This window comes from Microbulbifer sp. SE14 (assembly GCF_059834885.1).
This window is the reverse complement of sequence record NZ_JCBAJA010000015.1, coordinates 100,371-114,985: the sequence shown is the minus strand read 5'-3', so window position 1 is coordinate 114,985 and position 14,615 is coordinate 100,371. Positions and strand designations below refer to the sequence as shown.

The 14,615-nt window shown below is 56.5% G+C and carries 16 protein-coding genes; 3 read left to right on the top strand and 13 right to left on the bottom strand.

Features of this window, described 5'->3' with window-relative positions; genetic code table 11:
• Nucleotides 1-231: 231 nt before the first annotated feature.
• The 5 genes from AC6R19_RS12450 to AC6R19_RS12430 all read right to left on the bottom strand — a co-directional run bounded on the left by AC6R19_RS12450 (nucleotide 232) and on the right by AC6R19_RS12430 (nucleotide 6,709).
• Entirely contained in the window at nucleotides 232-1,269 is a 1,038-nt protein-coding gene (locus AC6R19_RS12450; RefSeq protein ID WP_500580140.1) for an RES family NAD+ phosphorylase, read from the bottom strand.
• On the bottom strand, nucleotides 1,262-2,188 hold the full coding sequence (locus AC6R19_RS12445; RefSeq protein ID WP_500580139.1) for a sce7725 family protein: 927 nt from the start codon (nucleotides 2,186-2,188) through the stop codon (nucleotides 1,262-1,264). Before AC6R19_RS12445 ends, AC6R19_RS12450 begins: the two co-directional genes overlap by 8 nt.
• 18 nt (nucleotides 2,189-2,206) lie before the next feature.
• A complete protein-coding gene (locus tag AC6R19_RS12440) occupies nucleotides 2,207-3,040 on the bottom strand; it encodes a sce7726 family protein (RefSeq protein WP_500580138.1) in 834 nt (277 codons plus the stop codon).
• Nucleotides 3,041-3,601: 561 nt separating this feature from the next.
• Nucleotides 3,602-5,656 (bottom strand): hypothetical protein, encoded by a 2,055-nt coding sequence (locus tag AC6R19_RS12435; RefSeq protein WP_500580137.1) that lies wholly within the window; start codon nucleotides 5,654-5,656, stop codon nucleotides 3,602-3,604.
• Nucleotides 5,657-5,659: 3 nt separating this feature from the next.
• Entirely contained in the window at nucleotides 5,660-6,709 is a 1,050-nt protein-coding gene (locus AC6R19_RS12430; RefSeq protein ID WP_500580136.1) for a hypothetical protein, read from the bottom strand.
• Nucleotides 6,710-6,797: 88 nt separating this feature from the next.
• Here AC6R19_RS12430 and AC6R19_RS12425 point away from each other — a divergent pair, with 88 nt between their 5' ends.
• From AC6R19_RS12425 to AC6R19_RS12415, 3 genes are read left to right on the top strand one after another with little or no spacing between them, the layout of a single operon-like run.
• Nucleotides 6,798-7,181 carry a hypothetical protein gene (locus AC6R19_RS12425; protein ID WP_500580135.1) on the top strand — a complete coding sequence of 128 codons (384 nt, stop codon included), beginning with the start codon at nucleotides 6,798-6,800 and terminating at the stop codon, nucleotides 7,179-7,181.
• A 30-nt stretch (nucleotides 7,182-7,211) separates the two neighbouring features.
• Nucleotides 7,212-7,532, top strand: a complete 321-nt coding sequence (locus AC6R19_RS12420) for a hypothetical protein (protein ID WP_500580134.1) — start codon at nucleotides 7,212-7,214, stop codon at nucleotides 7,530-7,532.
• 5 nt (nucleotides 7,533-7,537) lie between these two features.
• The gene (locus AC6R19_RS12415; protein WP_500580133.1) at nucleotides 7,538-7,837 is read left to right on the top strand and encodes a hypothetical protein; all 300 of its coding nucleotides are present in this window, start codon (nucleotides 7,538-7,540) and stop codon (nucleotides 7,835-7,837) included.
• Here the strand turns inward: AC6R19_RS12415 and AC6R19_RS12410 are convergent.
• Genes AC6R19_RS12410 through AC6R19_RS12375 form a run of 8 tightly spaced genes read right to left on the bottom strand, consistent with a single transcriptional unit; the run spans nucleotide 7,830 to nucleotide 14,606 of the window.
• Complete coding sequence (locus AC6R19_RS12410) at nucleotides 7,830-8,966, bottom strand: tail fiber domain-containing protein (RefSeq protein WP_500580132.1); 1,137 nt, start codon at nucleotides 8,964-8,966, stop codon at nucleotides 7,830-7,832. The two genes, AC6R19_RS12415 and AC6R19_RS12410, sit on opposite strands and share 8 nt — an antisense overlap.
• Before the next feature lie 9 nt (nucleotides 8,967-8,975).
• Nucleotides 8,976-9,533 carry a hypothetical protein gene (locus AC6R19_RS12405; RefSeq protein ID WP_500580131.1) on the bottom strand — a complete coding sequence of 186 codons (558 nt, stop codon included), beginning with the start codon at nucleotides 9,531-9,533 and terminating at the stop codon, nucleotides 8,976-8,978.
• Between the two features lie 7 nt (nucleotides 9,534-9,540).
• Nucleotides 9,541-9,792, bottom strand: a complete 252-nt coding sequence (locus tag AC6R19_RS12400; protein WP_500580130.1) for a hypothetical protein — start codon at nucleotides 9,790-9,792, stop codon at nucleotides 9,541-9,543.
• The gene (locus tag AC6R19_RS12395) at nucleotides 9,789-11,330 is read right to left on the bottom strand and encodes a hypothetical protein (protein WP_500580129.1); all 1,542 of its coding nucleotides are present in this window, start codon (nucleotides 11,328-11,330) and stop codon (nucleotides 9,789-9,791) included. The genes AC6R19_RS12400 and AC6R19_RS12395 overlap by 4 nt, the downstream gene beginning before the upstream one ends.
• Nucleotides 11,331-11,332: 2 nt before the next feature.
• A complete protein-coding gene (locus tag AC6R19_RS12390; protein ID WP_500580128.1) occupies nucleotides 11,333-12,103 on the bottom strand; it encodes a hypothetical protein in 771 nt (256 codons plus the stop codon).
• Between the two features lie 6 nt (nucleotides 12,104-12,109).
• A complete protein-coding gene (locus AC6R19_RS12385) occupies nucleotides 12,110-13,672 on the bottom strand; it encodes a Kelch repeat-containing protein (protein ID WP_500580127.1) in 1,563 nt (520 codons plus the stop codon).
• On the bottom strand, nucleotides 13,672-14,274 hold the full coding sequence (locus tag AC6R19_RS12380; RefSeq protein WP_500580126.1) for a phage adaptor protein: 603 nt from the start codon (nucleotides 14,272-14,274) through the stop codon (nucleotides 13,672-13,674). The genes AC6R19_RS12385 and AC6R19_RS12380 overlap by 1 nt, the downstream gene beginning before the upstream one ends.
• Entirely contained in the window at nucleotides 14,274-14,606 is a 333-nt protein-coding gene (locus tag AC6R19_RS12375; RefSeq protein WP_500580125.1) for a hypothetical protein, read from the bottom strand. Before AC6R19_RS12375 ends, AC6R19_RS12380 begins: the two co-directional genes overlap by 1 nt.
• Nucleotides 14,607-14,615: the final 9 nt, after the last annotated feature.

The window sequence follows — 14,615 nt, the reverse complement described above, 5'->3', positions numbered from 1 at the left end:
TCAGAACTGGAACCTGACGCTATCACAGCTGACGATCCACTTCCCGGACCGCCTGGAGAAATACATCAGCCTGTGAGGCTATTTGGCTGACACAGAGTTTTGAACACCCTCCGAGTGGACTGTTAGACCTACTGCAGACTTCCCTAGTAACCGAGCGGAAGCGAGAGCAATAGGGGGAGCGAATACCCCTCCCTTGGAGTACTGTCAATAACTGTACGAGTTCTAGGTCATTTAAAAACTTTGCGGTTGATAATCAATACTCGAGCCAGTGACAACATGCGCTATCGGACCTTTAATTTGCAGCTTGCTTTCTTCAAACAACACTAAGTTAGCGCACTCGCCATAAGAACTCGCATATCTTATCCCCGCGAAATTGGTAACTGTCTTAAGGAACTCACATACAAATTGGGTTGGCACATACTCCAACTTAGACTTTTCGGGCACGACAGGGTTTGAAAGATCGTGTGAAAAATTTTCAAGCAACTTCAGGTATTTCAGCGCAGGCAACATCCGCTCCCCCTCGAAGGTAAGAATCGATGCCGCAGCTCTCGGAGAGGTCAAGTCTATCACTCGGAAATCTTCTGTAACTTCCAACTCTGATATATAAACCGTTGAACCTATGCTCGGACGTACTTCTTTAACAGACGTACCCTCCCCTTCCGACACATAAAGATAGGATATCCCAATAGGATTAGCTCGGCCATTCGATACCACCTCGCGGGGAGGGCGACCCATCTCAGAAGCGCTCAACTCGCCTTCAGAAATTCTCGCCCGGTAGAATCTATCACCAACGCGATAAGACTTTTTTACCTGCGTAACCAACTCCCCAAAGACATCAAAATCATTTTCCGAGCTCGGCATAGAAAAAAGGCCTTCGTATTCCTTAAATTGTGGAAAGTACCGATTGCCATACTTTAACTCTTCTTTGAATCTCTCCCAGAGCTGCCCTTGCCCAGTTACTTCTGGAGGCAAGCTGTATCGTTTAGAAAGGAAATCTTCACCAAAAACTTCTGCCAGAAAACTCTCGGGATTGGCGAGACTCTCGCTAAAGAGATTGAACTCAGTAGCGTAAATTTCAATCGCAGGCATCCCGCCTTCATCCTCGAAAAAGCAATCAGTAGTAGAATCGAATAAATCTACGAGCTTATGCACATCCACAACAACATTACCTTCCGTGCGACAAAAACTGCACTCTCCAATTTCTCCTTCAAACCTAACCGCCTCTCTCAAGGCCTTATCCATGAAGCACTGTGTACAGATCTCAGCCACCTTCGTTCTCCACTAAGTAGCTACAAATTGTCTCAACATGGTGCTTAATTGATATCTTCTTGACTTGGCCTAACCCGGGGAAATGCTGTTTTTCATGCAATTCCTCAAATTCTCTCATTCCCTCAGAGGGCTGAAATATAGGGGGTTCTTGGTTTTTATCATGGATCAACTTATCCAATGCATCCAAGAACTTACCACCCGGGTCGGTAGGAGAGTTGTCATTATATGAAGAGTAATGTTTAACATACATTTCATCGAATCTATCAGAGTTAATGTATGAAACATGCACTGTAACTACGTAAGCGGGCCCACCCCCTTCAGAGAAATCTTTAGGCAGGATAGTATAATCTCCAAACCCTTTTACGGTTTTTGTATCCAGGTATGAAACATGCAAATATGAAAACGAAGACTCTTCCTTATAATCTGAGTTTCTTAGCTGCTTCTCGAAAAAATCTCCCACCAATACTACGTTAGTCAGCTTCCTTACCGCAGGAGGTGGAGTACTCTCATCTACAACCGTATACCGCGCATCTCGAGAAATATCCAACAGGCCTTTATCGACCCCACCAGTCACATAAAGCGAAAATTCTCCCTCAAGCTTCGAAATTAAAGCTACCGCCTCACCATCAGATGAGTCTTCAATTGCGACACAAGGTGAAAACTTTATTTCGCTAGCGAACAACTCCTCTACGAGAGGGTCACAATTATACTGAAACTCTCCAACGGTCGGATTGACTATAATAAGTGGAATAACGCCTCTTCGATTCAAAGCTTCAACAGCGGTAACCAGCGGTCTCAGCTTAGCTCGCACTGGCTCAATTATAGGGCAACAAAAACTCTCAAGATCGACTTCACTTTCAACTAGCTCTCGAAGAGCGATTAGCTCAAACTGCTTACCCCTAAGCACAGGAAAGTACATTATCTCTTCCTATTAAATTTAGTTTTTGAAAATTGACATCAAACTATGCTCTTGCTTAGATGTAAACTGATAACTTACAGCAGCATTCTTCAAGGATTTAGGTAACGCACTAATAAGATCTGCATTTACAGCCCTATACTTCTTTAACAGCGCACAATAATTTGAAAGTAAATCGGCTTCTCTAGACTGCATAACCAACTTTTTGCATTCGGCGAACATTCTCCCATTCGGGACCTCGGGAACGAAACCTGCCAACTTTTCTGTCAACTCTTTGTATTCTTCTTTTCTTAGAGATTTAACTAATGCTTCCCGATCAATTCTTCCCGTCCGCCTCGAGGATTTTCTTCCAACCCTAAAATATGAGCGGTCAGATAAAACAAGAATCCCTATACTCGCTTCACAACTATCACTCACTTCGGAAAAATTTTTCTCCGAGCAAACAACATACACCTCGTCAAACAATTTTTGATATTGCTCAACTTGGTCGTTTAGTCTTGAAAGAGAATCATATTCAGTTTTGATCTCGTAACATGTTGACTTACCATTCAAAATCACACAATCGGCTTTATTTGCACCAACTCTAAACTCTGACAGCATCGTTGAGGTATTCAAAGAATGCCGTCCCAGCAAGTGCCGAACCACGAGATAGTTTTTGTAAATATATTCTGATCGATAGTTTCGATTTAACTCGTCATACACGAGATCGAAAAAATTGCTGAAGTTATTGATTTCTCTTTTATGGAACAGCTGCCGGGATATATATTCAGGGAGTGAATAATCGCCATCAGCAAGGGCCGCCAGATTCTTACTATTAAAGACTTTTGCAACATCTTTATAATTTATAGTTTTCATAATGAATCAAGCCTCTATTGTCTACAGAGCACACCCGCAGTAACTCACGAGCCGGACTGTCGACTGCGGTCCAAGCCGCACCTGCCACGACCGAACAACAACCGCAAAAACCAAGCAGTCAAAGACTACACCGACCAATATCAGCCAACAAGTTTTTGATTGGACTTAACATGGACTTAAATTCCAGGTACAAAAAAGCCCGTTCAAATGACGGGCTTCTAAGCCGTTGATTTTCAACGTTTTTATGGTCGGGGTGGCCGGATTTGAACCGACGACCACCACACCCCCAGACCTATCAGTACAAAAACCTAAGCCATTGATTTACATGGACATTCGCCCCTATTTAGGGGCGCATGATACCACCAAGGAAAATAGCGGCAAATCTGTACGGATAGCCAGTACTGAAGGCGGCGGGAGCTGGCTGCTTGGGGAAGTGGCGCTATGCACACCTCACCAGCCCCCGCCGCTGTGGTCATTGTCGCCGATCGACTCCACCAGTTGAACACCTTTGGCGCGCCACTCTACCTGCCAACTGGCTCAGTACAGCTCACGCCGCCCCGGCTATTCCTCCAGAGCCCCCACCAGGCCGATTGGCGTTTGCACAGTGGCGATCTCGGATGCGCTGCCGTGCTTTTTGGAGACCGTCTCCAGCCACTCCCGTGCCTTCTTCGGCAGCTTGACCAGATCCTTTGAGCGCATCATGGCGTCGAAGTCGATGTCCTGCAGGCGCGTCATCGCGATTCCGGCCAGCTCCTCCCGTGCCTCAGCCGATAGGCCGGCACCGGCAATATTTTTCGCAATCGTGGCGATGTGCTGGTAAAGGGATTCCGGGGTGTCCTCGCCCTTAAGGCGCTTCTGTGCCGCCTGCCTCAGCGCTGTCTTTGAGTTGCCCAGTACGCCAGTGGTCCGATAGATGTCGTCCTCGATCTCTACCTGTTTCAGGAATCGTTCAAAGGCGCCTTTGGAGGGGAAAGCGTTACGGACGCGCTCCCTCAGCAACTGCGAGCTGATCCGGCGCGTGGCGTTGTGGGTGTCGGCGGCCTGCATCAGCTTTTCGCGGATCGCCTTCTGCGCGCCCAGGCGGTACATCTGCTTTTCCGATTCGCTCATGCTCTGAAGCATGTCAGCCACATAGTCGGCATCATCACGCAGGATCTTCTTGCCATGCTCGGCCGCATCCAGCAGGGCAGAGTCGCCAGCAAACACGTCGCGCGCCATTTTGTAGGTAGGCACCTGCGCATCCAGCTCGGCCACAAGATCCTGCTTGAGCTTGAGCAGGTCACGCGCGTGGCCCTTCTCGCCGCTACGCAAGGCCTGGCCGATCTCATCGTCCAGGTTCTGCTTGGCCAGGTCCAGTAGGCGCAGGTGGGTCATCTGCTCGCCGTTGAGGCGCTTGTTGCTGGCCGTCTTCTGGGCCTTCGTCAGTGCCCGCTCTACCGCCTCTGCCTTGAGGATGGCTTGCAACTTTTCCGTGGCGCGCAGGGGCTGCTGGAAGGCCTCCCGGTAGAGTTTGCCAGCCTCGGTACTGCGGTGCTCGCCGACGGCCTTGACTACCTGCGGCAGGGACACACCGTCGGGGATTTGCAGATTCTCCTGCAGCGCGTCCAGCAGGCGCGGTTGCTGGCCCTGGTTGCGCAGACGGAAAAGCTCTTCGGCCGCCCTAGTTGCTCCGGGAGAATCAGCGGTATTAAGCACGCTTTCCAGTGCGTTTCTGGCAGAGACGGAGGCGTCGGCTAGAATGGCCTCCGGCCCCATCGTCCTCGCCGCCCGCTGGAACTCTTCGGCGCCGAAACCTTCGCGAGCAAGATCATCAGCAAGAAAACGAACAGCTGACTGCCGAGGACCGACCAAAAGCTTATCGACTGCCCATTCAGCCGCAGGAGACAGTACCCGGCCAGCGACATTGGCAGCTGCACCAGCCACAGGAGCAGCAAGTGCACCGAGAGCGCCGCCCTCAAGCGCGCCTTCGACACGCCCTTCGAGTCCTCTGTCTCCCTGTCCTGCTCCATACAGTGCTCCCTCAGCCGCGCCGATCTTGGAGGCGGTAAGCCCTTTCGACAGCAGGCTCTTGCCGGCCGTCTTGCCAAGCCCTTTGGCCAAGCCGACGCCACCGGTGAGCGCGCCGCCAGCCAGCTCCGCCGTGATGGCAGTTGCGGGATTCTCTTCCGCGAACCGCTCTCGCTCCCCTCCAAGCTTATCATGCAGCGCACCGTATTCGCTGGCGAAGTCTCGGTCATTGACCAGTGCCTCGTATCCGGCGGCAGTCAGGGCACCCAGCTCATCGGAGAAACCAAACGTCAGGCCCTGCAGGCCGGCGCGGACAGCGCCCAAGGCGGGATGTATCTGTTCAGGTGCCAACTGATCATTGACCTGTTGCAACTGTTCCTGGCGTTGCTTGGCAAAATCCGGATGATCGCGCATCTCCGCAGACAGCGCCTCCGCCCGTGCCTGCTCACCGGCATCGAGAGCAGAGCGCAGCTCTCCCTGGATTGCCTCCAGATCACGCGGCCCCTGCTGCTGGCGGATCACTGCCACCAACTGGGCCACTGTAGCGCCCTCCGGCCCCTCAATCGTGTAGCTGCGACCATCTGGTCCTTTAAGGGTATAGGTCGGCATTCGTTATTCCACGCTGATGATAGTAAATCCGCTGAGGTCTTCCGCGGGTGCCTGCTCTGCCGGCGCGCCGCTCCCTGAAGCAATCCCGAGCTTCGCTCGCACAATTGAGTCGATCATTTGGATCTTGGCCCTACGTGCTTCTGGATGGTCTTTCCGCGTCGGCAGCATATCCATCAGTAGCTTCTGATCCTGATCAGTAAAGGTGCCCTCGCCGGCACTCCGGAATAGCTGTTTGAGGATCGGGGCCATGGCCGCGATTGCGCCTTCGGCGGTTTGGTCGTCTGCGGTAAAGGCAGGGAACAACCCAGCTATCGGACCGGTATTTGCGCCCTCAAGGCCGCGGGAGAGTCCAGTCACTGCAGCCTGATATGCCTCAAAGGCCTTCGCGTTGGCCTGCTGTGCCTCTGCGCGCCTGGCATCATTCTTGGCCCCCTCTGTCGCTTCGGTTCTGGCACCGGCGATGGTTGCTGCGTCTTTTGCGACATCCTTGGCGGGCTTCAACTCGTACAGTTTGTCGCCAACCGCAAGGTGCGGCACCCCGCCCACATCAATCACGCGCTGCTGGCCGGCCCGTCCTTCCAGCCCGGCGGCGATTTCATAGACGCTCTGCCGCTGGCTCTCCGGCACCTGGCTTGCAAGCCATTGCAGATAGCGCTGCTGCGCCGGTATATCCTGCCCCTGCACCAGTTTCTGCTCCGCAAGCACCCGCTGTAGGTTCAGATCGGCAACACCGGTTTGGGCCTGCCTCACCATGTCCTGATGCGGCGCGAGCCTACCCTGCAGCGTATACGGGGTTGGGTCTTTGCCCTGGAGGGCGGAGCCGAATGCGCCGAGGGCGTTCATGACTTTGCCGAACTTGCTGCTTTTGATCCGGTCGATTTCGGACGCAGCCTCGACTTCCTGCATTCGCAGCACGTCCGCCGCGGCGCGGTAGGGATCTTCAGGTTCCCCGAGTGGCGACTGCCGCGCCTGCGCAATGGCTTGCGCACGCTCATCATCAAGAAAGTGGCTATCCAGGGCGCCTATGGGCTGCCCTTGCATCAGTACGGCCATGGTATGCTCTCTGTAAATTTGTCCAGTTGCGCCGCAAGGTGGGCCGTCATAATCTGCTCCCTCTCATCATAAAAAGAAGGGGGCCAGGATGGCTAAAAATGAATTCACACCCACCTATTTCACCTTCACTGGTGGTGATCGCCCTGGCTCCAGTGTTCTGGAATTTGGCCAGGATCGGGGGCAGGCTCAAAGGATACGGTTGAACCCGCAGCAGCTCCAGCAGACACTCCGCACGATATTAACGCAGATTTGTAATTGCCCAGATCCCGCGGTGAAAGCCACTGCACAAGAGATTGGTATTCGCGACATAAAGGCTCTGCCGGAACAAAACCTTGTGACCCTTCGGTATGAGATTGAGGCTGGGATATTTCTGCAGACGAGCCTTGACCTCCCTGCCGCTCGAAAACTGGCGCTAGAGCTTCAAGAAGCGATAGAGTCCGTTGAAGGTACGACAAGTCAACTACAACACTAGTCATGTGATTTCCTCAAAAGGGAGTTTGTTATGCGCATTTTCGGAATACTGGCCCTTTGCCTATTGGCGGGGTCTACCTCGGCTTCACCCAACAAAATGCCTTCAATTCAAAGCTACATGGTGGTTAGCAAGTTCAATGGAGGTTGCGGAATATTTAGTCAAATGGTCGAGTTTCAGGAATCAACCAAGATGGACGGGGGCGATGCGTTTATCGCCAGGTTCCTGATGGCTGAGTCCGCTAGGCTTGGGCTGACTTCTGAGGAATATGCCAGTCAGTGCGCCACGATGAGCCAGAAGTACAAGGAGCTTTGGGCTCTTGCCGAGACTATCGATGCGGAGATGGAGAACTAAACCCTATGAAAAAATTACCTAGTTTAATCCTTTGCCTGCTGACTGGCTGCGCCTCGCAAGCTGATATAGATAGTTGGAAAGGCGCAAAGCGTGACGCTCTGATCCTTAGCTACGGTGCACCGACTGCAGTTGTGCCGCTGGAGGGCGGGCGCGAACTTCTTGAGTTTCAGAGCTTCAGCAGTTGGAAAGGCACATCCAGTGTGTGCACCGCCCGCTTCGTCGTCAAAGATGACACTGTGCAAGCGGGCGCCGCAGAGGGCCAGACTGGAGAATGCAATCGCCTAATCAAGCCGGCTGCTAATTGAGCTTCGAGTAGTCAACCTTGAGGTAGCCGCTGGCGTCCTCGAAAACCGCCTCCGGCTGGGTTGTCGCCACCTCCTGCGCGACAACCCCCTCGCCTTCACCCCGCAGGCCAAGTGCTTCGGCCTGTTCATTCCAACCCCAGCGGTAAACCTTGTGGCCGTTTATGGTGCGGCCGGTATCCACCAAATTCGTTTTCAGCCTGGCATCCGAGAACGCTTGATAAGCGGCAGCAGCGCCCTCGAGTAGTTGCCCCGCACCTTGGCTACCTCCAGCCTGCGTGGACTCATTCAGCACAATCGGCTGCCCCACCCCGCCCTGGTACAGCTGCAGCCGCTGCCAGGGCTCCATGGCCACCTGCTGCATGTAGTTCTGCATGGCGTTGCCGCCCATGCCCATGCTGTTGACGCCGCCGGCGCCGAAGTTGAAGGCGCTGTTCATGCCGGTGTTGTAGAGGTTGCCGCCGGTGCCGAAGGCGTTGGTGGCGGTGCCGGCATTGAGGCTGTTGGTATTCAGCTGGGCGCCCTGGTTGGCGGCGGCCTGGTTGGCGGCCACGCCCACGGCCTGGTTGTAGGCGTTGGAGCGGATGCCGGCGGCCACGTCTGCGGCGGCATCGCTGGCGCCGCGCATGGCGATACCCTCGGCCACGCCGCGGCGGGTGGAGCCGGTATTGCCGGAGCCCACGGCGCCGGCGGCGATGCCCGGCAGCTGGTTCTCGTTCAGGTTGCGGTAGATGTCCCGGGTGCTGGCCGTGATCTGGCTGTTCAGCACATCGTTATTGATCAGGCTGCCCACGGTATCCATGTTCACGCCGTTCTGCATCGGTGCCCGGAAGCCGCCGCTCTGCATCACCTGGTTGAGGTAGTCGCTCGCACCGGTGGCGGTATTGCCGAAGCCGCCGGCCATGTCCGCGGCCTGGTTGCCGTAGCCCATGGCGGTATTGCCGAAGCCCATGGCCTGCTGGATGTACTGCTGCATCTCCGGCGTCATGGCGGCAACGGTGGAGTTGCCGGAGTTATACAGGCTCTGCGCCTGCCCCATGATGTCCTGCAGGTACTGCTCCTGCGGCTCATAGACAAAGGAGCGGCTGGTGGATTCACCACCGCCGCCGACCATCTTGTCGAGAAAGCTCATGATTGTGCCTCAGCTGAAGAGATCCAGAATCCCGCCCGTGATGGGGTTTTCCTTGATGGCGTCCTCCATGGCCTTGAAGCCGTTGGAGAAGTCGAAGGTGCCGAAGTTGGCCAGGGCCTCCATGGAGGATCCCATTCCCGGCAGGGTGTCGTTGAGCGGCTCCTTCCAGCGCTGGGTAAAGTCCTGTTCCATCACCTTGCCGTCGAGCAGGTCCAGGGCATAGTCCTTGTTATCCTCGTCCCGGTAGCCGCCGCGGCGCGCCTCGCGCTCGTTGCCGGCGATGAGCAGGGCCAGGGCCGCCCAGGGACCGGCAGAGGCCAGCCAACTGGATCCGCCCGCACCACCGGCCGCTTCCGCGCCGGCGGCACCGCCTGAGCCCGCCGCACCGGCACCACCCGCTCCCGCGCCGCCGCCGGCAAACTGGTTGTACATGTTCAGGGCCTGCAGCGGGTTCACGCCGCCACCCTGCTGCTGCGGCTCGGGCAGCGGCGCCAGTTCGGGCGTCTGCAGGTCCCAGTTCGGCAGGTAGGGGTTGTAGGCGTAGTTGTAACCGTAAATCTGATTCATCCTGTCCTCACAGCGCTTGCACCTGTACCCAGGCGGCGCCGCCCCAGATGTACAAACCCTTTCCCAGGCCGGGGTCCCAATCGGTGCCATCGGCAATCACCAGCAAGCCCACCGGAGGGCGCCGCGGCGGCTCGCGGTAGACCGGCACCAACACCTGCAACTCGGTAAAGGCGCGCTGTATCTTGCCCAGCTCCGCCTGCAGGTATCGCCACAGTTCCTCAAGGTTTCGCGGCTGCGCCGGCCCCGGGGTGTAACTCATCGGCCATCCACCGGCATCAGGTCCAGGTCCCAGCCGGTCAGCCGCCAGAAGCCGGGGCCCACGGACTGGATTTTGATGGCGAGATAGCGGGCCTTGAGGCGCACGTCCACCTTGAGGCCGGTGGCCACGTCGAAGTCGCGCGGCTGGCGCCAGTGCACATCGCCCATCGCCGTTGAGGCGCCACCCACGGTGATGCGGACTTTGCCGGTACCGTGGATCTGGGGAACGATCTGACGAATCAGCTTCCACTGTTTGGTCGGCGCCCGCAGCAGCTGGTCCAGGTCGATCCCGGTGCGCTCCAGGTACACCGACTGGGTCGTGCTGGCCGTGCTGAGAAAGTCCGCCTCTTGCAAGGTGTGGGCGGTGCCGTCGCTGCAGAAGTAGTACATCACCGGGTAGAAGGCGGTATCGGCGAACTCGCCCCAGCTCTGGGTAAGGTCTGCCCAGGTGTAGGGGGCCAGTTCGGCCCAGGTCACAATCTCGCCCTGCTTTGGCGCGAAGACCGCGCAGGCCACGTCCGGCACGTCGACGAAGGTGAAGGTGTTATCCAGCCAGTTGTAGACCATGGCCCGGTTCGCGCCGCCTTCGCCGGTGGTGTAGTAGGTCCACACCTCCTTGGTCTTGTGGTTGGCCACGCAGCGCACCTTGGTGCGGTCGCCCACCTCGTCGTAGAAGGTCTTGTTCACCCGCCGGTGTGCGATCGGCCGGGTGCTGGAGCCGTCGTGCACGAAGATCTCGGTGGAGCCGATCACAAAGTGGAACTTGTCGAAGGCGGCCACCGCGTCCCGACAGAGAATGCCCTGGTCGAACAGCTTGTCGAAGGCAAACACAAACTGCCCGCCGACAAACTGCATCAGGTAGGTGGCATCCTGCGAGTAGATGATGTTGGCTCCGCCCAGGGGCAGGCAGTCCACCAGCTCGCTCGCGCCGGAGTCCACCGGGTTGGCACCGGCCAGGCCGGACAGGTCGGCAACATCCCAGGTCCAAGGCACCTGACCGGGCTCGGCCTCGGTGGACCAGCGCACGGTGTTCGGATAGCTGACCCCGCCCTCGGTAATGCCCAGGGCCACCATAAAATTTTTGTAACCGCGCACCACCTTGGCCCGCAGGTTGGCCGGCCAGTTGGGCAGGTCCTTGAAATTCGTGTCCGTGGGCTCGTGGATCTGCGGGATGTCGATGCCGTTATTGAAAAGGACAGCTTCGCCCCACACTAACGATTGCCAGGCATCCGAGGAGGTATAGCCGCTCGGGTAGTTGACGGTATCGGTGCGGTCTACAAACGCCTCGTTCTCGCGGATATACAGCTTTGAGGCGGAGGCATAGGCCAACTGCGGCACGCCACCGGCAACCCATCCGGCGCCCCACACGGGCGCCTCTGCCAGCGTCTCCAGCGTCTCGGGCGATGGCATGGTCTGTGCCGCGCCGTTGGCGAAGCGCACGTTTTTACCGGCCGAGAATTCATTGACGGGCAGTTCAAAAGGCGGCGTATCGACGTTGATGCCGCGCTCGCCCAGTTGCCGGACAGGATAAAAGGGCATGGTTAGGCGCTCAGACTCGCAATGAAGTTGTCGATGTCTGCCTGGGTTATCTCGGAAGTCTTGATAATCCAGGCAAGGGCGTAGTACGGCGGCCGCACGTCGACGGAGTGAGTATGGGAGCCGCTGCTGCCAATATTGTGACTGTGCGACTGGCCGCCACCTTTGCTCACAATATCGGCTCCGGAAACATTCTGTGTTGTGTACTTGTAGTTTCTGTTTGCGGTCAGGATCTCGCCCGGGACGCCACCAGTCGCATCATCCGAGCCCACCCACTTTGTTAGGCGGAAATCGTGATCGTGAGATGGCATCTGCGAAACTGTCAACGCGTGTCCCGCAGTGGCACCGCCGTGGTTGTGGTCACCCCCGCTGCCGGTGCTTTTACTTTCGGCACCGCCGGTGTTGCCTACCGAATAGCCAGCGCCGGACCCGACGACAAATCGGCCCCGTAGATCCGGCGTGTCGTTGGTGCCGTCGCAGAGCTGCCAGCCGGCCGGAATCGGTGCGTAAACGGTAGACCACGGTTTGATTGACCCCTTCTGCTCGGTGTGCGGCAGCAAGAAGTCAATGGTCGCATCCACCGCGTCAAGAATGTCCTGCGGCAGCGCGTTCATTTCATCGTGAGAAAGAGTTACCTGGCCGGCGACGTTCGGGAAGCTTTGCTGGAGCGCTTTTTTGATCACCCGAAGATGGTCGTCGCCCTTCTCTGCGGTCTCCCCATCCAGCGGGTTATTCGGATCGAGTTCGGAAATATAGTTGGCATTCTCGAGAGGCATGGTTCTTTACTCCGCGGCAGGATTGTATGCGAACAAGGTGTCGGTCAACCCGCTACCAAATGACGCTGTAGCACCCGCATACACATACATTTTCCCATTAATTGAAGCTGAAGCGTGCCCGTAGCGAGCCGTGGCGCCGCTCGTGAGCTGAGTCCAGGTGTCTGTGCCCGTGTCATATTCCCAGAGATCGTCCAATGGATCCCCGGTACCACCTGAGCTCGAGTCTCCACCGAACACATACATCTTCCCGTTTATTGAAGCGGCAGAAGAAGCACTGCGAGCCGTGGCGCCGCTTGTAAGCTGGACCCAAGTGTCAGTTCCGGGATCGTATTCCCAGAGATCGTTTAAAAGGTTCGACCCATCGTTGCCTCCAAACACATACATTTTCCCGTTTATTGCAGCGGCAGAGTGACCCAGACGAGCCGTGGCGCCGCTTGTAAGCTGGACCCAAGTGTCAGTTCCAGGATCGTATTCCCAAACATCATTCAGCCTTGTATTTCCGGAATCGAATCCGCCAAACACATACATCTTTCCGTTAATTTCAACGGCAGAGTGAAGATTTCTTGCGGTAGCCCCGCTCGTGAGCTGGGCCCAAGTGTCAGTTCCGGGATCGTATTCCCAGAGATCGTTATACTTTGTACTTCCATCATTGCCGCCAAACAGGTACAGGAGCCCATTGATAGCGACAAAGGAATATGAAGCTCGAACCGTGGCGCCGCTCGTGAGCTGAGTCCAGGTGCCAGAAGTGGTGTCGTATTCATGTAGATCGTTATGGGAGCCTCCTTCATAACCACCAAACACATACATCTTTCCAGCATTCGTGGCCGCAGACACGTTGACTCGCGCAACGCCGCTGCTCGCAAGCTGCGCCCATGCTACAGTCACTATGTCACCGCCAATCCACCAGTTATTACCAGACTGCCGGAAAAACTCGATCAGCGCATACTGGCCCGCGCTATATTGATTTCCACCGAGAGAACTGACACCGGACTCTCCGTCACCATCAACAAAAATCTGCCCGGCGCCAGCCTGGATAATGCTGCCTCGGATAACGGCATTCATCGGGAGTGCTGTCTCACCCGGGCAAGATACGGTTACCGCGCTGCCGGCGGTGAACCAAAGAATATAGCCGTTGTCTTCTTCGGTAATTGTGTAGCTGGTATCAGCGATTTCACGAATTGCCGTCCCGGTGGCAACCTCCTGCGCTATCTGCGCCCACTGTTCGGCTTCCTGCGCCGATTCTTGCGAAGAAATGCTGTAACCCTGAGACTTCAGCGACCAGTGATAAGAGGAATAATCAGAGGTTCCGGTGACAAAGGTGTCTTCGGGAGCGTTCGCGTATTCGGCCGACAGACTCATGAACTGCTGCGCCTGGCCGGCGGAGGTGGCGGACTCGCCCGCGCTCTGGGCTGACAGGGTGGCATTCCACTGCGAGGAATAACTCTCGTCCTGCACCGGGCCATCCATCTTGATGGCCCAGTCTTTTGCCAGAAGGGCGAAATCCTGCGCGTCCTCGACCTCAACTACCTGAGGATCGTTGTCGTTCGGGTGGTAGAATCCGGTACCCATCAGTAGGCCCCTCTGCTAATACTCGCCGATCCCGCCAGCTCCGCGCGCTCGGCCATGTCGTTCAACTCCTCCAGCCCCTCGTCGAACTTCGCCTTCCACAGCGCAACCCGGCTGTCGTTCATCAGGTAGGGCTCTGCTTCTGCCAAAGAGCCGAACAGGTACAGGTCCGTTGCCACCGGCAGAACCGTGTTCTCCGGGTACTCGTCGGTGAGCTCCATGTCGGTCCAGTAGTTCAGCACCCAGCGGTAATCCTCAGCGGGTTCCGGCCACACCTTGAATCGGTTGGCATAGCGGAAGAAGTACTTGGGCTGTCCGGTCTGTGCCGGACGGCCGTAGTAGTCGGTATCGGTAATGCGGGTCAGGGTCACGCCGTTGACGATCAGGCGCTTGCACTCCAGGAAGTGGGTTGGCAGAAGCCACTCGTCGCCCTCATCGGCACGCCGGTCCTGCAGCACGGTGCGTTCATTTGCCGGCGTGCGCAGCTTGCGGAATATCTTGCGCTCGGCCAAGGCAATAAAGTCCGGAATGCGCTCGACCAAGTCGTCGCGCTCCAGCCACGCCGCCACGGCCGCCTGCAGTTCCTGGTAGTTGGAGATGGCCATCAGATGCCGCCTTCAAAGAACTTCTGCGACCGCCCGCCCATGATGCACTTCGGGTATTCGGTGCGGATGATCCTGTCAAACCGGCGCTTCTCCGCCTCAGTCATCTTGCCGTGGCGGATAGGGTCCATTTCCTGGCCGTACTTCTTGATGATCTCCAGCTGGATGGTGGCTGGGATGCTGTACTTCAGCCGCCGGTAGTCCTCCTGCACCGCACCCGCCTCGATCTGGTGGCGGCGATGGTCCATCATGCGGAAAAACGCCTGCTCGTTGTCCTTGCGCACCTGGTAGACGGTGCCATCCTCGACAACGAAGCCTTCAATCGTTCTCGCCATAAATTTCAC